The following is a 19,888-nucleotide window of genomic DNA, read 5'->3' as shown; positions in this document are numbered from 1 at the left end:
CCGTCCGTCCGCCCGTGCGAGGCTGGATGCGCCGTCCCGTGCCGCACCCGCGGCCGACCACCACCCCTGGGAGACCCATCCATGAACCCCGCCGAAGGCGAAGCGCGGATCCTCGTCGTGGACGACGAGCCGGCCGTACGCGAGGCCCTGCGCCGCAGTCTCGCCTTCGAGGGGTACGCCGTACAGACCGCCGTCGACGGGATCGACGCCCTCGACCGGGCGGCCTCGTACGCCCCCGACCTGATCGTCCTGGACATCCAGATGCCCCGGATGGACGGGCTGACGGCCGCCCGCCGGCTGCGGGCCGGCGGCAGCGTCACACCGATCCTGATGCTCACCGCACGGGACACCGTCGGCGACCGCGTCACCGGACTCGACGCGGGCGCCGACGACTACCTCGTCAAGCCGTTCGAACTCGACGAGCTGTTCGCCCGCGTCCGCGCCCTGCTGCGCCGCAGCTCCTACGCGGCCGCGCAGGCCGGCGCCGGCGCCGAGACCCGCGAGGACGCCCTGACCTTCGGCGACCTGCGCATGGACCTCGCGACCCGCGAGGTCACCCGGGCCGGGCGGCCGGTGGAGCTGACGCGCACCGAGTTCACCCTGCTGGAGATGTTCCTGGCGCACCCGCGCCAGGTCCTGACCCGCGAGCAGATCCTCAAGACCGTGTGGGGCTTCGACTTCGAGCCCAGCTCCAACTCCCTGGACGTGTACGTGATGTACCTGCGCCGCAAGACCGAGGCGGGCGGCGAGCCGCGCCTGGTCCACACCGTGCGCGGGGTCGGCTACGCCCTGCGGGCCGGCGAGAGCGGGCCCGAGTGAGCCCGACGGCCAGATTCCGCGCACTGCCGCTGCGCTCCCGCCTCGCCCTGCTGGTGGCGGTGGCGGTGGCGCTGGCCGTGGCCACGGTGTCGGGGGTGTCCTGGGTGATGGTGCGCGCCCAGCTCGGCAACCAGCTGAACCAGTCCCTGATGTCCACCAACCCGACGGCGCAGGTCCTGGACCGGCTGAGCCAGGGCTGTCCGCCGCGTCCCGCGGCGCAGGTCCAGCAGGACATCGCCGAGAAGCTGAACGCGACGGTCCAGATCGTCACCGCGGACGGCAGCCACTGCTGGGTGAGCGGGCAGACCGACCTGCCGGTCACCGACGCGGACAAGGAGGTCGCGGCGGGCAGGAAGCCCAAGGTCCTGCACGACGCGACGACCGACAACGGCGTGGCGATGCGCGTCTACACCTTCGCCGCGCAGACCCGGCCCGGCGGGCCGATCTTCGCGGTGTCGGTGGCCCGGCCGCTGGCCGACGTCGACAAGCCGCTGTCCACCCTGGCCTGGGTGCTGCTGCTGGTCTCCGCCCTCGGCATCGCCGGTGCGGGCGCGGCCGGCCTGTGGGTGGCCCGTACGGGACTGAAGCCGGTCGACGAACTGACCGACGCCGTCGAGCACATCGCCCGGACCGAGGACCTGACCGTGCGGATCCCCGACGAGGGCGACGACGAGATCGCCCGCCTGTCGCGGTCCTTCAACTCGATGACGGCGGCCCTCGCCTCCTCCCAGGACCGGCAGGCCCAGCTGATCGCGGACGCCGGCCACGAGCTGCGCACCCCGCTGACCTCACTGCGCACCAACATCGAGCTGCTCGCGCGCAGCGAGGAGACGGGCCGGGCCATCCCGCCCGACGACCGGCGCGAGCTGCTGGCCTCGGTCAAGGCGCAGATGACGGAACTGGCCTCGCTGATCGGCGACCTCCAGGAGCTGTCCCGGCCGGACGCGGGAGCGGGGAGCCCGCTCCAGGTGGTCGCCCTGCACGAGATCACCGGGTCCGCGCTGTCCCGGGCCCGCCTGCGCGGTCCGGAGCTCCGCTTCGATTCGGACCTGCGGCCCTGGTACGTACGGGGCGAGGCCGCGGCGCTGGAGCGGGCCGTGGTCAACGTCCTGGACAACGCGGTGAAGTTCAGCCCGCCGGGCGGCACGGTCGCGGTGACGCTGCGGGCGGGCGAGCTGACCGTACGGGACCACGGCCCGGGCATTCCGGCCGAGGAGCTGCCGCACGTCTTCGAGCGGTTCTGGCGCTCCCAGTCGGCCCGCGCGCTGCCCGGCAGCGGACTGGGCCTGTCGATCGTGGCCCGTACGGTGGCGCGCGCGGGCGGCAGCGCCGAACTGCGGGCGGCGGGCGACGGCGGGGCGGGCACGGAGGCGGTGCTCCGCATCCCGGGGGCGCCGATGCCGCCGCCCTCCGATCCGTCAGTTGTGCCGGATCAGTGAGGTGACCAGGCCGGAGCGGGTGTTCGGGAAGTCCATCACGGTGATGCCGAGCCCGGTCCGGCCGGCCATCTCCCCGCCGTCGACGAAGCCGTGCACCTGCGGATTGAGCCGGTCGGAGTTCCAGCGCGGCGGCATGTACGCCGCGGTGCTGACGTAGTTCACGAAGAGCTTGCCGGGCTGCTGGACGGCCTTGCGGAAGTGGTTCTCGATCCGGCCCCGCTTGGCGAAGGGCTCGGTGTTGTAGTCGTCCTGGATGTCGAAGACGTTGCCGTCGCCGTAGCGCAGGCCCGGCAGGCCGCCGTTGTCGGCGAGCAGGACCACCTTGCCGCGGGCCTGGCCGAGGGCGGGCAGGGTGTCGGCGATGCGGAACAGGGGACGCCAGCCGCGGTGGTCCAGGTAGTCGTCGAAGACGGCGCGGAAGGTGGCGTCGCTCTCCCCGGAGTACTCCTGCTTGAGGCGCATCAGGACGGTCTCGGAGGGGTGGGCGGCGAGGAAGTTCGCGCAGGCGACGAGGACGTCCCCGAACATCAGGTCCTGGAAGAAGGCCGCGTGGTGGATGGCGAAGGAGCCGCCCGTGACCCGGCAGCGGACGTCGAGGAAGCGGATTCCGGAGTCGAGCTGCTGGGCGATCGAGGTGTTCTGGCAGGCGACGTAGAGGCCGCCCTTGGTGGCGCCGGAGTCGTGGGTGCCGGGGATGGTCATCCGCTGGAGGGCGGTGGTGTCGCCGAGGCCAGCCATCCAGTCCTGGGTGCCGAGCGCCGCGGCGGAGGCGGGTGCGGCTCCCAGTCCGAGGGCCGCGCCCGCGGCCAGTGCTCCGACCAGGAACGCCCGCCGGTCCATGCCCGTGCCGGTTCTGGTGCCCGTGCCGGTCCTCGTGCCCGTGCCCATGCCGATGCCCATGCCCGCCCCTTTGCCGACCCGGTGATGGCCGGATTATGGCGTGCGCACGTCACCTTTGCTACCTGTCGGTAGCGGTCAGCTTTCGAGCAACTCGACCATGGAGCGCAGCCCCCGGAGGAGCTCGCGACCGTCGGGCGCCTGCTCCGGATCGGTCAGGGTCTGCACCATCACCCCGCTGAGCAGCGCGATGTGCATCGAGCCGAGGGCCCGTACGTCCGCCTCGGAGACCTCCTCCTGCGGCACCCCGCGCAGGGCCGCGGCCACCATCCGCCGGTTGCGGCGCTGCCCCTCGGCGAGGATCGCGAGCAGCTCGGGCGAGGACTGCGCGTGGACGAAGGCCTCGACGGAGGCCAGCCAGAGCCAGCGCGTCTCGCCGAAGTCGCGGATCTTGCGGTCCCAGGTGTCGGCGTAGCGCTCCCCCGCGGTCTCGCCCTCACCGGTGAGGCGGCCGGACCCCGCGGCCCACTCCTCCATGGCGGCGAACAGGGCCTGGTTGAGGAGGGCCTCCCGGGACCCGAAGTGGTAGCCGATCGCGGCCATGCTCACCCCCGAGGCCGTGGCGATGTCGCGCACGGTCGTGCGCAGATAGCCCTTCTCCTCCAGGCAGCGCCGGGCTCCGGCCAGCAGGTCCTCGCGATTTCCCATGCGGGGATGGTAGCCGCGCCCTCTTTTGCGCAAATGCGCAAGACAAACGTATTGCGCACTTGCCCAACTGCTGCCAGGCTTCATCCGACGGAAGATCCGCGGGCCAACGGGAGGCAAGAACCATGCGCCACGAGCTGAAGACCGACGACCGGACCCTCTCCTACCTCGACTTCGGCGGCGCCGGCCGCCCGCTCCTCGCCCTGCACGGCGGCATGTCCGAGGGCGCCGCCTTCACCGGCCTCGCCGAGGCCCTGCGCGGCCAGTGGCGGGTCATCGCCCCCGACCAGCGCGGCCACGGCGACTCCGACCGGGCTCCCGACTACCGCCGCGAGGGATACGTACGCGACGCCGTCGCCCTGCTCGACCACCTCGGCCTCGACTCCCCCGTCGCCGTCCTCGGCTACTCCCTCGGCGGACTCAACGCCTACCACCTGGCCGCCGCCCACCCCGGCCGCGTCTCGGCCCTGGTCAACATCGACGCCGGCGTGGAGGTCCACCCCGCCGAGTCGGACTGGTTCGGCTTCCTGCGCGGCCTCCCCTACACCGCGCCGACCCGGGAGGAGCTCATCGACGCCGCCGGCGCGGCCGCCGAACTCGTCGCCCCCGGACTGCGCCCGCTGCCCGGCGGGACCGGCTGGCGGATGCCCTTCCACCCGCAGGACATGCTCGACTCCGTCGAGGAGTGCCGCGGCGACCACTGGGACACCTGGCTCGCGAGCGACTGCCCGGCGCTGGTGATCAACGCCACCCGCAGCCACGCCCTCCCGCGGGCCACCGCCGAGGCGATGGTCGACCGGCGCCCGGGAACGTCGTACGCACTCCTGGACGGGGACCACTTCGTCCCCTTCACCGACCCGGACGGAGTCCACCGGGCGGTCGCGCAGTTCCTCTCGTCCCTCTGACCCCGGCCGGAACGCCGAAGGGGCGGCGGGCCGATGGCCCGCCGCCCCTCCAGGGGTACCGCACGTGCGTGTTACTTGATGACGGTGATCCGGTTCGCCGCCGGCGGGGCGATCGGGGAGGACTCCGAGGAGTTCTTCGTCAGGTAGGCGTTGAAGCAGTCCAGGTCGGACGCGCCCACGAGCTTGTTCTTGTGCTCCTTCAGGACGGTGAAGCCGTCACCGCCGCCCGCGAGGAACTCGTTCATCGCGACCCGGTAGGTCTTGGCGGGGTCGATGGGCGCACCGTTCAGCTTCACCGAGTCGACGACGATGCGGTCGGCGCCCGCCTTCGTCAGGTCCAGGGTGTACGTGAAGCCCTTCGACACCTGGAGGATCTTCGGGTTCACCCCGTTGACCGGTCCGCTGACCTGCTGCTGGAGCGCCGTGACGAGCTGCGCGCCGGTCAGGTCCACGATGTTCATCATGTTGGTGAACGGCTGGACCGTGAAGGACTCGCCGTAGGTCACCACACCGTCGCCCTCGCTGCCCGAGGCCTTGTAGGCGAGGTCCGAACGGATGCCGCCCGGGTTCATGATGGCCAGCTGCGCGCCGCCCTTGTCCGCCGGGGAGAGCGCCTCGAGCTGCGCGTCGGCGATCAGGTCGCCGAGCGGCTTCTCGGGCGCCTCGGAGCCGCGGCCCGGGATGTCGGCCGAGATGAAGCCCTGCGGGCGGTTGGCGATCGGGGCCGCCAGCTCGTTCCAGCGCTGGATCAGCTCGGTCATGTCCGCAGCCTTGGGCTGGTCCCGGGTGACGACCTTGTTGACCGGCTTGGGCGAGGCGACCGGCGTACGGACGATGTCCTTGGTCTGCCGGTCGTAGGTGAGGGTGGTGTCGGTGAACAGGCGGCCGATGGAGGCGGCCGAGGTCACCGTACGCGGGTTGCCCGCGGGGTCGGGGATGTTGCAGGCGTAGGCCTGGTGCGTGTGACCGGTGACCAGCGCGTCGACCTTGGCGTCCACGTTCTTGGCGATGTCCACGATCGCGCCCGAGATGCCGGCGCCGGCGCCCGGGACGTTGCAGTCGTAGTTGTACGCGCCGTTGGCGGGCAGGCCGCCCTCGTGGATCAGCGCCACGATCGACTTCACGCCCTGCTTGTTCAGCTCGGCGGCGTACTTGTTGATCGTCTCGATCTCGTCGCCGAACTTGAGGCCCTTGACGCCCTCGGCGGTCACGACGTCCGGAGTGCCCTCCAGGGTGACGCCGATGAAGCCGATCTTCACGTCCCCCTTCTTCCAGACGTACGTCGGCGACATCATCGGACGCTTGGTCTTCTCGTCCGTGACATTGGCCGCCAGGTACTGGAACTGGGCGCCCGTGAAGTCCTTGCCGAACTCGAAGCAACCCTCGACCGGGTGGCAGCCGCCGTACGCCATGCGGCGCAGCTCGGTCTTGCCCTCGTCGAACTCGTGGTTGCCGACGCTGGACACGTCCAGGCCCAGCTTGTTCAGCGCCTCGATGCTCGGCTCGTCGTGGAAGAGCCCGGACAGCATCGGGCTGCCGCCGATCATGTCGCCGGCCGCGGCCGTGACGGAGTACTCGTGACCCTTGCGGGCCTCGCGCAGGCTGGTCGCCAGGTACTCGACACCGCCCGCGGGTATGGCCTTGGTGGTGCCGTCGGCCTGACGCTCGGTCACGGTGCCGGAGGAGCCCTGCGGGGGCTCCAGCGTGCCGTGGAAGTCGTTGAACGACAGCATCTGCACATCGACGGTCCGGCTCTTGGCCGCACCGCCACCACTCGCGGCACCGGCCGGAAGTGCGGCCGCGACCATCGCGCCGGCCCCGGCCGTGACGGCGAGAGCGGCGAGGGTCAACCGGCGGGTTCGGCGGTGCCGTTGTGGCGTCGCTGACATTTAGTCCCCTTATGTGACAGCGGTAAGACATGGGAGGTCCGCCGAAGCCTATGGTCAACGCGCGTAGCTCTACCAGGGGGTAACGGGTATCGCGTTGGTTACGTGCAGAAGAAGCACCGACCACGCGCCCGCACTCCGCCCCTCCGCCACGGCGGTCGTAGGCTCGTGCCATGACTGACGCAGCAGCGGCCCTGGAGCCGGGACGGCAGATTCAGACTCTCGACGAGCTGACGGAGGAACAGGCGAGCGCCGTACTCGACCTCATCGAGGACGCGGCACGCACGGACGGCACCACCGCCGTGTCCGAACAGGGACGGCTCCAGCTGCGCGGCGGACCGCGCGAGGGGATCCGGCACTTCCTGCTCACCGAGGACGGCCGGCTCTCCGCCTATGGCCAACTGGAGGACACCGACCCGGTGGAGGCCCCGGCCGCCGAGCTCGTCGTCCACCCGGCCCTGCGCGGACGCGGTCACGGGCGGGCGATGGGCACGGCCCTGCTGGCCGCCTCCGGCAAGCGGCTGCGGGTATGGGCCCACGGCGGCAAGTCGGCCGCCCGGCACCTCGCGCAGGTCCTGGGCCTGACCCTCTTCCGCGAGCTCCGCCAGCTGCGCCGGCCGCTGACCGACGGCGCCCCGCTGCCGGAGCCGGTGCTCCCGCCCGGCGTGAGCGTACGGACCTTCGTGCCCGGCGCCGACAACGCCGCCTGGCTCGCGGCGAACGCGGCCGCCTTCGCCCACCACCCCGAGCAGGGCTCGCTGACCCGGCGCGACCTCGAGGACCGGATCGCGCAGCCGTGGTTCGACCCCAAGGGGTTCTTCCTCGCGGAGCGCGACGGGGAGCTCGTCGGCTTCCACTGGACGAAGGTGCACGCGGCGGAGCGGCTGGGCGAGGTCTACGTGGTCGGCGTCCGCCCGGGCGCCCAGGGCGGCGGCCTCGGCAAGGCCCTCACGGCGATCGGCCTGCGCCACCTGGCGGCCCAGGGCCTCCCGACGGCGATGCTCTACGTGGACGCGGACAACCCGGCGGCCCTCTCCGTATACGAGGGCCTCGGCTTCACCACCCACGAGGTCGACCTGATGTACCGCACGGAAAGCTGACGCACTACTCAGCGGGATCCGGGGCGGAGCCCCGATCTTCCAGCCCCGCCGGCCTTTGAGGCGCGGGGTCCGGGCGGAGCCCGGCGGGGGCCCGGGGGCGGCGCTCCCGCCACGGCGCCGCACCCGCGCACGCCGGGGCACACCGCCCCCGCCACCCCCGCCGGGAGGCGGTTCGTGCACCACGCCGGACCCGGGAAGCCACACGCCATTAACCAGGCATTCAGAAGCGCTTGCGACTCTCCCCCAATGCAGCCCCGACTCCGACTGACGGCCGACTCGTCCGACGTGCCTGTCCTCCCGCGTGCGCGGAAGAATGGAGTCATGAGCCACCAGCCCAGCGCAGGCCCCACCGAGGTCCCCGCCCAGCACCCGTCTCACACCCCCGGCACCGCCTCCGGCTCCGCCCCCGGCCGGGCCGTCACCGGAGCCCACGCCCGCATAGGTTCCATTTCCGCGCACCGCCCGCACGTCGACCTCGAACCCGATCTCGACGCCGATCTGGACGCCTACGACGACAAGGACGGCGACGAGCTCCCCCCGGGCCGCTTCCTCGACCGGGAGCGCAGCTGGCTCGCCTTCAACGAGCGGGTGCTGGAGCTCGCCGAGGACCCGACGACCCCGCTGCTGGAGCGCGCCAACTTCCTGGCGATCTTCGCGAGCAACCTCGACGAGTTCTTCATGGTCCGCGTGGCCGGCCTCAAGCGGCGCATCGCGACCGGTGTCGCCACCCGTTCGGCCTCGGGCCTGCAGCCCCGTGAGGTGCTGGACCTGATCTGGACGCGCTCGCGCGAGCTCATGGCCCGGCACGCCGCCTGCTTCCAGCAGGACATCTCCCCGGCGCTCGCCGAGGAGGGCGTCCACCTGATCCGCTGGCCCGATCTCACCGAGAAGGAGCAGGCGCGCCTCTTCACCCTGTTCCGCAACCAGATCTTCCCGGTGCTGACCCCGCTGGCCGTGGACCCCGCGCACCCCTTCCCGTACATCTCCGGCCTCTCCCTGAACCTGGCCGTGGTCGTGCGCAACCCCGTCAGCGGCCACCGCCACTTCGCCCGGGTCAAGGTCCCGCCGCTCCTCTCCCGCTTCCTGGAGGCCTCCCCGCAGCGCTACGTCCCGCTGGAGGACGTCATCGCCGCGCACCTGGAGGAGCTGTTCCCCGGCATGGAGGTGCTCGCGCACCACATGTTCCGCGTGACCCGCAACGAGGACCTGGAGGTGGAGGAGGACGACGCCGAGAACCTGCTCCAGGCCCTGGAGAAGGAACTCATGCGGCGCCGCTTCGGCCCGCCCGTGCGCCTGGAGGTCGAGGAGTCCATCGACCCCGGCGTACTGGACCTGCTGGTGCAGGAGCTGAAGGTCAACGCCTCCGAGGTCTACCCGCTGCCCGGCCCGCTGGACCTGACCGCCCTCTTCGGCATCGCCTCGCTGGACATCCCGGAGCTGAAGTACCCGAAGTTCGTCGCCGGCACCCACCGCGACCTTGCCGAGGTCGAGTCCGCCTCGGCGCCCGACATCTTCGCCGCCCTGCGCGAGCGGGACGTCCTGCTGCACCACCCGTACGACTCCTTCTCCACCTCGGTGCAGGCCTTCCTGGAGCAGGCCGCCGCCGACCCGGACGTCCTCGCCATCAAGCAGACGCTCTACCGCACCTCCGGCGACTCCCCGATCGTCGACGCCCTGATCGACGCCGCCGACTCCGGCAAGCAGGTCCTCGTACTCGTCGAGATCAAGGCCCGCTTCGACGAGCAGGCCAACATCAAGTGGGCGCGCAAGCTGGAGGAGTCCGGCTGCCACGTCGTCTACGGGCTCGTCGGCCTCAAGACCCACTGCAAGCTGTCGCTCGTCGTCCGCCAGGAGGGCGACCAGCTGCGCCGCTACTCGCACGTGGGCACCGGCAACTACCACCCCAAGACCGCCCGGCTCTACGAGGACCTCGGCCTGCTCACCGCCGACCCGCAGGTCGGCGCGGACCTCTCCGACCTCTTCAACCGGCTGTCCGGCTACTCGCGCCGCGAGACCTACCGCCGGCTGATGGTGGCGCCCCGCTCGCTGCGGGACGGGCTGATCGCGCGGATCGACAAGGAGGCCGCCCACCACCGGGCCGGCCGCCCCGCGTACGTCCGGCTCAAGATGAACTCGATCGTCGACGAGGCCCTCATCGACTCGCTCTACCGGGCCGCCCAGGCGGGCGTGCCCGTCGACATCTGGGTGCGCGGGATCTGCGCGGTGCGCCCCGGAGTCCCCGGGCTCTCGGAGAACATCCGGGTCCGCTCGATCCTCGGCCGCTTCCTGGAGCACTCCCGGGTCTTCGCCTTCGGCAACGGCGGCGAACCCGAGGTGTGGATCGGCAGCGCCGACATGATGCACCGCAATCTCGACCGCCGTATCGAGGCACTGGTCAGGGTCGCCGACCCGGCCCACCGCGCGGCACTGGACCGGATGCTGGAAACCGGGATGTCCGACGCCACCTCCTCCTGGCACCTGGGCCCGGACGGCGAGTGGACCCGGCACAGCACGGACGCGGACGGACTGCCGCTGCGGCACGTACAGGAGACGCTCATAGACGCCCGGAGGCGCCGGCGTGGCTCAGCCAAACCATGACCCGATTACGGCGACGGCGGACGCAGGTGCCGTACTCGGCGCGTACCTGCGCGCCCAGGCCACCGCTTTCCTCCGCGCGCTGCGCCTGCACGATGAAGGCGCAGCGAGCGGGGCCGCCGAAGGAAGCGACGCGGCGCGCAGCCTGCGGGGGGCTGCGCGCCGCATCAGCGGATCCCTGGCCACCTTCCGGGTGGTGACCGAATCCTCCTGGGCGGACGGGCTGCGCACCGAGCTGGTGTGGCTGTCCTCGACCCTGGCGGACGAGCACGCGTACGCGGCCCGGCTGACCCGGCTGATGGACGCCCTGCACCGGCTGTCGGGCTCCCCGGAACTGCCGGCTCCGCGCGCCTCGGCCGGCGCCGCCGGCTCGCTGACGGTGGGCTCGGCGCGGGCCGGCGCCCTGCTGGAGCGCCAGCTCACCCTGGCCCGTACGCGCGCCCACTCGGCCACCCTCCAGGCGCTCGGCTCCTCCCGCTTCCACGCGGTGGCGGACGCGGTGGCGGTGCTCGCCTCGGAGGTTCCGCTGGACGCGGTCGCGGCCCGGGGGCGGGTGGCGGACGTACTGGTCCCCCTGGCGGCCGTGGCCGAAACTCGACTGTCGGCGGCGGTCTCGGTCCTGCCGCCGGCCGACGCAGCCCACCCGTACAACGCGGACCACGACGGGCCCTGGCACGAGGTACGCCGCCTGCTGCGGGTCCACCGCTATGCGCGGGAGGCCCTGGGCGAGGACGTGACCCGGTCGGCGGCCGCGGGCGAGGCCCTGGACCGCCACCGCGACGCCGCCGAGGCCGCCACCGCCTCGGCCACGGCGGCCCGCACCCCGAGGATCGCCCCGGCGACGGCGTACGCCCTCGGCGTCCTGCACGCCGACCAGCGCCACGAGGTCGAGGCGGCCAGGCTGGAGTTCCGGCACATCTGGCTCCCGGAGCCCGCGGTCACGCCGCGATAACGTGCGGGTAACGGATGATGACGGCTGTGGGCGACCGGCCGGCGGCGCACCGGGTCGTCCGCCACGGTTCACCGTCCGTTCACTCGGGCCGGTCGGCTGCTTCACCTGTTCTGCCTAATTTCGGTGATGCACGGAGCGAGTCGCTTGCAGACGGAGCAGCTCAGCCGCGCACCACCGACGCAGTCCTCTTCGCACGCCGCCCCGATACAGAAAGCGGCCGGCGGCTTCTGGAAGGAACACCCGAAAAGTGAAGCTTCAGCGCAAGAACATGCTTCGTGCCTCCGCCCTCGGGGCGCTTGTCGTGTCCGGCGCCCTGGTCCTCACGGCGTGCGGCTCGGACGACAACACCAAGGGGACCGACGGCTCGGCGAAGCCCTCCGCGGCCGCCGCGGGCGACATCAAGTGCGACGACGCCAAGGGCAAGCTCCTGGCGTCCGGCTCCTCCGCGCAGAAGAACGCGATCGAGCTGTGGATCAAGAACTACATGGCCGCCTGCTCCGGCGTCGAGGTCAACTACAAGTCCTCCTCCTCCGGTGAGGGCATCGTCGCCTTCAACCAGGGCACCGTCGGTTTCGCCGGCTCCGACTCGGCGCTGAAGCCGGAGCAGGTCGAGGAGTCGAAGAAGATCTGCACCGGTGGCCAGGGCATCGACCTCCCGATGGTCGGCGGCCCCGTCGCCCTCGGCTTCAACGTCGCAGGTGTGGACAAGCTGAACCTCGACGCCGCCACGATCGCCAACATCTTCAACGACAAGATCAAGAAGTGGGACGACGAGGCGATCAAGAAGCTGAACCCCGGCGTCACGCTTCCCTCCACCGCCATCCAGGCCTTCCACCGCTCCGACGACTCGGGCACCACCGAGAACGTCACCAAGTACCTCAAGGCCGCCGCCCCCGACGCCTGGCCGCACGAGGCCGCGAAGAAGTGGGCCGCCCCGGGTGGCCAGGCCGCTTCCGGCTCCGCCGGTGTCGCCGCGCAGGTCAAGCAGGTCGACGGCGCGATCGGCTACTTCGAGCTCTCCTTCGCCAGCGCCCAGGGCATCAAGACCGTCGACCTGAACACGGGCGCCGCCGCCCCGGTCAAGGCCACCGGTGAGAACGCCTCCAAGGCCATCGCCGCCGCCAAGATCGCCGGCACCGGCTCCGACCTGGCCCTGAAGCTCGACTACACCACCAAGGCCGAGGGCGCCTACCCGCTGGTCCTGGTGACCTACGAGGTCGTCTGCGACAAGGGCAACAAGGCCGAGACGCTCCCGACCGTGAAGTCCTTCCTGAACTACGCCGCCTCGGACGCGGGCCAGAAGGTCCTCCTCGAGAACGGCTACGCGCCGATCCCGGCCGAGATCAACGCCAAGGTTCGCGAAGTCATCAACACCCTCGGCTGAATCCTGACCCCCCGAGGTGTCGGCCACCCCCGTCCGGGCAGCCGACACCTCGGGGGACCCTTCCCCTCCACCCAGGGGAAATCCGGTGCACCGCCGCCAGGGGGCCTGCCCCCCACACAGACCGGAAAGACCATGGCTTCCACCACACCCACCCAGATAGACACGGCTCCGCCTGTCGCCAAGAGCGGAAGGTCCACCGGCCGCGCCGGTGACAAGATCTTCGCCGGGCTCTCCAAGGGCTCCGGCATCCTGCTCCTGGTGATCATGGCGTCGATCGCCGCCTTCCTCACCTACCGCGCCACGATCGCCCTGTCGAAGAACGAGGGGAACTTCCTCACCACCTTCGACTGGAACGCGTCGGCCAACCCGCCCGTCTTCGGCATCGCCGTCCTGCTCTTCGGCACCGTCGTCAGCTCGATCATCGCGATGGCCATCGCGGTACCGATCGCTGTCGGCATCGCCCTGTTCATCTCGCACTACGCGCCGCGCAAGCTGGCCGCGCCCCTCGCCTACGTGGTCGACCTGCTGGCCGCCGTGCCGTCGATCATCTACGGCATCTGGGGCGCCCTCTTCCTCGTCCCGCAGCTGAACGGCCTGAACCTCTGGCTGGACGAGTACCTCGGCTGGACGTACGTCTTCGAGAAGACCCAGGTCGGGGTCGCCCGTTCGCTCTTCACCGTCGGCATCCTGCTCGCGATCATGATCCTGCCGATCGTGACCAGCGTCAGCCGTGAGGTCTTCCTCCAGGTCCCGCGCATGAACGAGGAGGCCGCCCTGGCCCTCGGCGCGACCCGCTGGGAGGTCATCCGGATGTCGGTGCTGCCCTTCGGCCGCTCCGGTGTCATCTCCGCGTCGATGCTCGGCCTCGGCCGCGCGCTCGGCGAGACCATGGCCGTCGCGACCGTCCTCTCCCCGAGCTTCCTGATCTCCGGCCACATCCTGAACCCGGGTGGCGGTACCTTCGCGCAGAACATCGCCGCGAAGTTCGACGAGGCCAACGAGTTCGGCCGGGACGCCCTGATCGCCTCCGGTCTCGTCCTCTTCCTGCTCACCCTGCTGGTCAACGGTGCAGCTCGGCTGATCATCGCTCGCCGCAAGGACTTCTCGGGGGCGAACGCCTGATGAGCCACGCAATCCAGGACCAGCGGCCCACCCGGGCCCGCAAGTCCGCCGCCCCCGCCAGCCTCACCCGCGGCGGCCTGCCCCGCTGGGCGCCGGCCGGCATCGCGGTCCTCGCGATCGCCCTCGGCTGCGGCGTCGGCCTCGCCTTCGACCTGCACAGCAAGGTCCAGTGGGGGCTCATCGCGGCCCTGCTGTTCATCGCCATCACCTACACCGCCAGCGCGGTGGTCGAGAACGGCCGCCAGGCCAAGGACCGCGTCGCCACCTCCCTCGTGTGGGTCTGCTTCGTCCTCGCCGTCATCCCGCTGCTCTCGCTGATGTGGACCACGATCAGCCGCGGCCTGGAGCTGCTGAGCGGCAACTTCCTCAGCCACTCCATGAACGGTGTGACCAGCTTCGACGAGGGCGGCGGCGTCTACCACGCCCTGCTCGGCACCATCGAGCAGGTCGCCCTCGCCACCCTGATCGCGGCCCCCATCGGCCTGCTGACCGCCGTCTACCTGGTCGAGTACGGCAAGGGCCGCCTCGCCCGGTCCGTCACCTTCTTCGTCGACGTGATGACCGGCATCCCCTCCATCGTCGCGGGCCTGTTCATCCTGACGACCTGGAACCTGATGCTGGGCTTCGGCCCGTCCGGCTTCGCCGGCGCGATGGCCCTGTCGATCCTGATGATGCCGGTCGTGGTCCGCTCCACCGAGGAGATGCTCAAGCTCGTCCCGAACGAGCTGCGCGAGGCCGCCCTCGCCCTCGGTGTGCCGAAGTGGCGCGTGATCCTCAAGGTCGTGCTCCCCACCGCCATCGGCGGCATCTCCACCGGTGTGATGCTGGCCGTCGCCCGCATCGCCGGCGAGACCGCACCGATCATGCTGCTGGTCTTCGGCACCCAGCTGATCAACGGCAACCCCTTCGAAGGCGCCCAGTCCTCGCTCCCCCTCTACATCTGGGAGCAGTACAAGGTCGGTAGTGAGCCCTCCTACGACCGGGCATGGGCCGCAGCGCTCGTCCTGATCGCCTTCGTCATGATCCTCAATCTGGTGGCCCGCGGCATCGCCCGCTGGAAGGCCCCGAAGACCGGTCGCTGACGCGACTGTATGAAAGCGAAGTGACCCCTCATGGCGAAGCGAATCGACGTCTCCGGACTGTCCGCCTTCTACGGAACCCACAAGGCCATCGATGACATCTCGATGACCGTGGAGCCCCGCTCCGTGACGGCCTTCATCGGCCCCTCCGGCTGCGGCAAGTCCACCTTCCTGCGCACCCTCAACCGCATGCACGAGGTCACCCCCGGCGGCCGCGTCGAGGGCAAGGTCCTGCTGGACGACGAGAACCTGTACGGCGCCGGCGTGGACCCGGTCGCGGTCCGCCGCACCGTCGGCATGGTCTTCCAGCGCCCGAATCCCTTCCCCACCATGTCGATCTTCGACAACGTGGCGGCGGGCCTGCGGCTGAACGGCAGCTTCAAGAAGTCCGAGCTCACGGACATCGTCGAGAAGTCGCTCCAGGGCGCCAACCTCTGGAACGAGGTCAAGGACCGCCTGAACAAGCCCGGCTCCGGCCTCTCCGGCGGTCAGCAGCAGCGCCTGTGCATCGCCCGCGCCATCGCGGTCGAGCCCCAGGTCCTGCTGATGGACGAGCCCTGCTCGGCCCTCGACCCGATCTCCACGCTGGCGATCGAGGACCTGATCGGCGAGCTCAAGGAGCGCTTCACGATCGTCATCGTGACGCACAACATGCAGCAGGCGGCCCGCGTCTCGGACCGCACCGCCTTCTTCAACCTGTCGGCCGTCGGCCAGCCCGGCAAGCTCATCGAGCTCGACGACACGGACCGGATCTTCTCGAACCCGTCCGTCCAGGCGACCGAGGACTACATCTCGGGCCGCTTCGGCTAGACCCCCGCGACGCCATGCGGCTCCGCCGCATGGAAGACGTCCTGCGGTGCTGCATGGCGGTGCCACCGCAAGGCGAAAGAAAAAAGGGCCGGCTCCCCCTGGGTGGGGGGAGCCGGCCCGCTTTCGTTCCCGGGCGGAGCCGCTAGCCGAAGGCCAGGTTCACGACCCAGAAGCTGAGCGCGGCGACCAGGGCCGCGGCCGGCATCGTGATGAACCAGCCCATGACGATGTTCTTGGCGACGCCCCAGCGGACCGCGTTCACACGCTTGGTCGCACCCACACCCATGATCGCCGAGGTGATCACGTGGGTGGTGGAGATCGGCGCGTGGAAGAGGTACGCCGAACCGAACATGATCGAGGCGCCGGTGGTCTCCGCCGCGAAGCCCTGCGGCGGGTCCAGCTCGATGATCTTGCGGCCGAGGGTGCGCATGATGCGCCAGCCACCCGCGTACGTACCCAGCGACAGCATCACGGCGCACACGATCTTGACCCAGACCGGGATCGCCGCGTCGGCGGTCTGCACATCGGCGATGACCAGGGCCATCACGACGATGCCCATCGTCTTCTGCGCGTCCTGGAGACCGTGGCCGAGCGCCATGGCCGCCGCCGACACCGTCTGCGCGATACGGAAGCCGTGCTTGGCCTTGTGCGGGTTGGAGCGGCGGAACATCCACAGGATGACCACCATCACCAGGTAGCCGATGAGCAGACCCACGACCGGCGAGACGAACATCGGGATGACGACCTTGTCGATCACCCCGCTCCAGATGACACCCGTGCCACCGGCCAGCGCCGCACCCACCATGCCGCCGAAGAGGGCGTGCGAGGAGGACGAGGGCAGGCCGAAGTACCAGGTGATCAGGTTCCAGACGATGGCGCCGACCAGCGCCGCGAACAGGATCCACATGCCGGTGCTGCCGTGGGGCGTCTCGATCAGGCCCTCGCTGACCGTCTTGGCCACCCCGCTGCCCAGGAAGGCACCGGCGAGGTTCATCACGGCCGCCATGGCCAGCGCCGCGCGCGGGGTCAGCGCCCGCGTCGAGACGGAGGTCGCGATCGCGTTCGCGGAGTCGTGAAAACCGTTCGTATACGTGAAGCCGAGCGCGACGGCGATGGTCACGACCAGAGCGAAGGTGTCCACGAGGTTCAGGACTCCTTGACCGCGATGGTCTCCACCGTGTTCGCAACGTGCTCGAACGCGTCGGCCGCCTCTTCCAGCACGTCGACGATCTGCTTGAGCTTCAGCACCTCGATGGCGTCGTACTTGCCGTTGAAGAGCTGGGCGAGCAGCTTGCGGTGGATCTGGTCGGCCTGGTTCTCAAGGCGGTTGACCTCGATCCAGTACTCGGTGAGGTTGTCCATCGTCCGCAGGTGCGGCATGGCCTCGGCGGTCAGCTCGGCCGCGCGGGCCAGGACCTCGATCTGCTGCTCCACACCCTTGGGAAGCTCCTCGACGTTGTAGAGGACGACGAGGTCGACGGCCTCCTCCATGAAGTCCATGATGTCGTCGAGCGACGAGGCCAGGTTGTAGATGTCCTCGCGGTCGAACGGCGTGATGAAGGAGGAGTTCAGCTGGTGGAAGATCGCGTGAGTGGCGTCGTCCCCCGCGTGCTCCGCTGCCCGCATCCGCTCCGCGATCTCGGCCCGGGCGGAGGAGTCCGCTCCGAGCAGTTCCATCAGGAGCTTGGAGCCCGTGACGATGTTGTCCGCGGATGCGGCGAACATGTCGTAGAAGCTCGTCTCCCTGGGGGTCAGACGAAATCGCACGTGAGGTCCTCGGGGTGCATTGGATTCGGTCAGGCTGATGCTAGGCGCATCCCCCGGCCACGGCTAACCGGCCGTTCCCCAGTGTCCTCCATCAGGCAGAGTGAGGACCACGGACCCCTGCCCGGTGCGGCGGGGCCCGGTATTCTATACCCATGAGGGGTATGCATCCCTCGTTCCGGACCACGGGAGGACGTATGACGACCATCGAGGCGGAGGGCTCCGCGGAGGGCTCCGGGACCGTCCACGGCTACCACCACCAGAAAGACGAACACCTCAAGCGACTGCGCCGGATCGAGGGCCAGATCCGCGGCCTCCAGCGGCTCGTCGACGAGGACGTCTACTGCATCGACATACTCACCCAGGTCTCCGCGAGCACGAAGGCACTGCAGTCCTTCGCGCTCCAGCTGCTGGAGGAACACCTGCGGCACTGCGTCGCCGACGCCGCGGTCAAGGGCGGTACGGAAATCGACGCCAAGGTCGAGGAGGCCACCAAGGCCATCGCCCGCCTCCTGCGCACCTGACCGCCCCGGCCCCGGCCGGCCGGTCCCGGCCCCGCCGGCGTTCGAGGCGCGGGCTCCGGGGCGGAGCCCGGCGACGGCGCCGGCCCCACTCCAGGCCCCTGGCCACCACGGCGGCCGGCTACTGCCCGAGCAGGACCTCGTCGATCCGGTCCAGGCTCAACCGCTCCTCGACCGCCGCCGACGCAGCGATGATCAGCTCACCACACAGCTCGATCTCGGCGAGAGCAACGTGGTCCTGCACCGTCGTACCGCCTGCGGGAGTCACGCGTGTCACCTCAATCTGCCACCGGCCAGCGGCCGTCTTCGGTCATACCGCACCGCACCACGCGCCGGCGCCCGGCTTCTCAGCGTAGGGAGGCCGCGCCGCTCCCCGCATGACACGGATGGACCATTTCCGGATACCGGGCCATGGCCCGATCGCGCCGCCCCTCCCTCACCATCCCCACTAGTCGGCGATCTTCCCGGCGTAAATGTCCCCAGTTGCGGGCAATACGACGGTCACCGGCGTCCCGAACCCGTACAGCAACGTGGTCGACGACACATCGATCACGCCATTGTTGACGTACGTGAACCGGTGCCTGACCTTCCGCAGGCGGCCCTCCTCGTCCAGGTAGGCGTCGAACGGCACGGCGTCCTTGCTGAACCCTTTCGCCGCCGCCTCCAGCGCTCCCCGCACCCCCGGGGACGCGCTCCCCGCCGCCCGCCCGATGTCCGTGGTTCCCCGGTAGTGCCGCACCTTGGTGCCGGCCACCTCGGTCTCCCCCACGTACGTCACCTGCTGCGCGCCCCGCAGCAGCTCGGCCGCGACCAGCGGATCGGTGGCCCCGCCCGTCACCAGGTTCCCGTCGCCGAGGGTCGTCGTGTCGACCCGGACCCACTTGTCGTCCGGGACGCCCGCGCCGCGGTTCTTCATGTACAGCGCGCCCGGCACGAGCAGCTCGGTGATGGGCCGGTGCTCGGCCTTGCCCTTCACATCGGCCGGGAGCATCACCAGGAGCTGCCCCATCCGGTTCTTGAAGTCCACCCCGCCCTCGCCCCGGATCGTGACCCGGGTCCCGCCCGTGGCCATCTCCATGGCCGTACGGGCGCGGGCGCTGCCGGTCCGCACCAGTGCGTCGGCGGCCCCGCGGACCACCGCCGCCGGGTCCGCCGCCGGGGGCCGGTCGTCGTTCCCGTCGCCCGCGCACCCGCTCATCGCCGTGACCGCCAGGGCGACGCCGACGGCGAGCACCGCCTCACCGGCAGGCCCGCGCCGACGCCTGTGCTGGTGAACCACCATCGCCTGCCAACCCCCAACGCATGACCGCTGCTTGCCCGAGGCCCCCACCCGCTCCGTTTAACGAGGTCCGGGGTTTCCCGTCACGGGGACGCGCCCTCCCCGCCCGGCGCCCGCCCCGGTACCGTGGAGAGGTGGAACCGCACACCGAAGCGACACTGGTCCCTCCGCTTGACTCCCTGCCGCTCCCACGGCCGCACGCGCAGCCGGAGCCGCCGGCCGGCCACACCACATCCACCGCCGATCGCGGATCGTTCTGCCTCGCCGTCTGCACCTGCGGCTGGACCGGTCCGGCCCGCCGCTCCCGCGACCTGGCCCGCAAGGACGCGGCCCGCCACCCGGCGGCGTAGGGGCACGGCCCGCCCCTTCCAGGGCCCCTGCTAGACCGTTCGGACCGCCCGGCTGGCCGGGCTCCGCCGCAGCCGATGCCCTGGATCCATGCCAGGATCCGCAGCCCGCCTCGCGGCCCTCCTCTGGGCCCTGCTCATCGCGCTCACCCCGGCCGCCGCGGCCTGGGCCAGACCCGTGGGCTCGGCGGACAGCCCGGCCGACGTGGCCCTGGCCATCGGACTCACCTCCGCCGCGGCCGTGGCCACGGGCTGGTGGCTGCGCTCCCGGTACCGCCGCCGCGACACCGACGGCGGCGATCCATGAGGCCCCGCCGTCGGCCGACGGCGGTCCGGATGTGCTT

At 70.9% G+C, this 19,888-nt stretch carries 20 protein-coding genes; 13 read left to right on the top strand and 7 right to left on the bottom strand.

Features of this window, described 5'->3' with window-relative positions:
• The first annotated feature begins 81 nt into the window (after positions 1-81).
• Positions 82-819 carry a response regulator transcription factor gene (locus B6R96_RS19385; protein ID WP_030387253.1) on the top strand — a complete coding sequence of 246 codons (738 nt, stop codon included), beginning with the start codon at positions 82-84 and terminating at the stop codon, positions 817-819.
• Positions 816-2,258, top strand: a complete 1,443-nt coding sequence (locus B6R96_RS19380) for a HAMP domain-containing sensor histidine kinase (RefSeq protein ID WP_030387252.1) — start codon at positions 816-818, stop codon at positions 2,256-2,258. Before B6R96_RS19385 ends, B6R96_RS19380 begins: the two co-directional genes overlap by 4 nt.
• On the opposite strand, the gene B6R96_RS19375 is transcribed toward B6R96_RS19380, so the two are convergent.
• Positions 2,238-3,146, bottom strand: a complete 909-nt coding sequence (locus tag B6R96_RS19375) for a phosphatidylinositol-specific phospholipase C (RefSeq protein WP_443070017.1) — start codon at positions 3,144-3,146, stop codon at positions 2,238-2,240. The two genes, B6R96_RS19380 and B6R96_RS19375, sit on opposite strands and share 21 nt — an antisense overlap.
• 87 nt (positions 3,147-3,233) lie before the next feature.
• A complete protein-coding gene (locus B6R96_RS19370) occupies positions 3,234-3,803 on the bottom strand; it encodes a TetR/AcrR family transcriptional regulator (protein WP_081523057.1) in 570 nt (189 codons plus the stop codon).
• 122 nt (positions 3,804-3,925) lie between these two features.
• On the opposite strand from B6R96_RS19370, the gene B6R96_RS19365 reads away from it, so the two are divergent.
• Entirely contained in the window at positions 3,926-4,705 is a 780-nt protein-coding gene (locus tag B6R96_RS19365; RefSeq protein WP_081523056.1) for an alpha/beta fold hydrolase, read from the top strand.
• A 71-nt stretch (positions 4,706-4,776) separates the two neighbouring features.
• Here the strand turns inward: B6R96_RS19365 and B6R96_RS19360 are convergent, their stop codons facing one another.
• Positions 4,777-6,594: a bifunctional metallophosphatase/5'-nucleotidase gene (locus B6R96_RS19360; RefSeq protein WP_081523055.1), complete on the bottom strand. Its 1,818-nt coding sequence runs from the start codon at positions 6,592-6,594 to the stop codon at positions 4,777-4,779.
• 170 nt (positions 6,595-6,764) lie between these two features.
• On the opposite strand from B6R96_RS19360, the gene mshD reads away from it, so the two are divergent.
• The 7 genes from mshD (at position 6,765) to pstB (ending at position 15,633) form a co-directional block, all read left to right on the top strand.
• The gene (mshD, locus tag B6R96_RS19355) at positions 6,765-7,691 is read left to right on the top strand and encodes a mycothiol synthase (RefSeq protein ID WP_081523054.1); all 927 of its coding nucleotides are present in this window, start codon (positions 6,765-6,767) and stop codon (positions 7,689-7,691) included.
• A gap of 321 nt (positions 7,692-8,012) precedes the next feature.
• On the top strand, positions 8,013-10,289 hold the full coding sequence (locus tag B6R96_RS19350; protein ID WP_203351637.1) for an RNA degradosome polyphosphate kinase: 2,277 nt from the start codon (positions 8,013-8,015) through the stop codon (positions 10,287-10,289).
• Complete coding sequence (locus B6R96_RS19345; protein ID WP_081523053.1) at positions 10,270-11,238, top strand: CHAD domain-containing protein; 969 nt, start codon at positions 10,270-10,272, stop codon at positions 11,236-11,238. Before B6R96_RS19350 ends, B6R96_RS19345 begins: the two co-directional genes overlap by 20 nt.
• 247 nt (positions 11,239-11,485) lie before the next feature.
• Complete coding sequence (gene pstS, locus B6R96_RS19340) at positions 11,486-12,622, top strand: phosphate ABC transporter substrate-binding protein PstS (protein ID WP_030387244.1); 1,137 nt, start codon at positions 11,486-11,488, stop codon at positions 12,620-12,622.
• 132 nt (positions 12,623-12,754) lie between these two features.
• A complete protein-coding gene (pstC, locus tag B6R96_RS19335; protein ID WP_030387243.1) occupies positions 12,755-13,744 on the top strand; it encodes a phosphate ABC transporter permease subunit PstC in 990 nt (329 codons plus the stop codon).
• Positions 13,744-14,826, top strand: a complete 1,083-nt coding sequence (gene pstA / locus B6R96_RS19330; RefSeq protein ID WP_081523052.1) for a phosphate ABC transporter permease PstA — start codon at positions 13,744-13,746, stop codon at positions 14,824-14,826. Before pstC ends, pstA begins: the two co-directional genes overlap by 1 nt.
• A gap of 30 nt (positions 14,827-14,856) precedes the next feature.
• The gene (pstB, locus tag B6R96_RS19325; protein ID WP_030387241.1) at positions 14,857-15,633 is read left to right on the top strand and encodes a phosphate ABC transporter ATP-binding protein PstB; all 777 of its coding nucleotides are present in this window, start codon (positions 14,857-14,859) and stop codon (positions 15,631-15,633) included.
• 142 nt (positions 15,634-15,775) lie between these two features.
• Here the strand turns inward: pstB and B6R96_RS19320 are convergent, their stop codons facing one another.
• On the bottom strand, positions 15,776-16,774 hold the full coding sequence (locus B6R96_RS19320) for an inorganic phosphate transporter (protein ID WP_030387240.1): 999 nt from the start codon (positions 16,772-16,774) through the stop codon (positions 15,776-15,778).
• Positions 16,775-16,779: 5 nt separating this feature from the next.
• Entirely contained in the window at positions 16,780-17,400 is a 621-nt protein-coding gene (locus B6R96_RS19315) for a DUF47 domain-containing protein (protein WP_008742369.1), read from the bottom strand.
• A 194-nt stretch (positions 17,401-17,594) separates the two neighbouring features.
• Between B6R96_RS19315 and B6R96_RS19310 the strand changes: the two genes are divergently transcribed.
• Positions 17,595-17,921: a metal-sensitive transcriptional regulator gene (locus tag B6R96_RS19310; RefSeq protein WP_030387239.1), complete on the top strand. Its 327-nt coding sequence runs from the start codon at positions 17,595-17,597 to the stop codon at positions 17,919-17,921.
• 118 nt (positions 17,922-18,039) lie between these two features.
• Here B6R96_RS19310 and B6R96_RS37560 read toward each other — a convergent pair whose 3' ends face one another.
• Together B6R96_RS37560 and B6R96_RS19305 are read right to left on the bottom strand one after the other, a co-directional pair.
• The gene (locus B6R96_RS37560) at positions 18,040-18,186 is read right to left on the bottom strand and encodes a hypothetical protein (RefSeq protein ID WP_162498481.1); all 147 of its coding nucleotides are present in this window, start codon (positions 18,184-18,186) and stop codon (positions 18,040-18,042) included.
• A 180-nt stretch (positions 18,187-18,366) separates the two neighbouring features.
• The gene (locus tag B6R96_RS19305; RefSeq protein WP_081523051.1) at positions 18,367-19,200 is read right to left on the bottom strand and encodes a hypothetical protein; all 834 of its coding nucleotides are present in this window, start codon (positions 19,198-19,200) and stop codon (positions 18,367-18,369) included.
• A 131-nt stretch (positions 19,201-19,331) separates the two neighbouring features.
• On the opposite strand from B6R96_RS19305, the gene B6R96_RS19300 reads away from it, so the two are divergent.
• Entirely contained in the window at positions 19,332-19,547 is a 216-nt protein-coding gene (locus B6R96_RS19300; RefSeq protein WP_037860435.1) for a hypothetical protein, read from the top strand.
• A gap of 88 nt (positions 19,548-19,635) precedes the next feature.
• Positions 19,636-19,851 (top strand): hypothetical protein, encoded by a 216-nt coding sequence (locus B6R96_RS19295; RefSeq protein WP_030387237.1) that lies wholly within the window; start codon positions 19,636-19,638, stop codon positions 19,849-19,851.
• Positions 19,852-19,888: the final 37 nt, after the last annotated feature.

Source organism: Streptomyces sp. Sge12, from assembly GCF_002080455.1.
Lineage (GTDB): Bacteria > Actinomycetota > Actinomycetes > Streptomycetales > Streptomycetaceae > Streptomyces.
The sequence above is the reverse complement of the archived record's forward strand: the minus strand, read 5'-3'. Positions and strand labels throughout refer to the sequence as shown.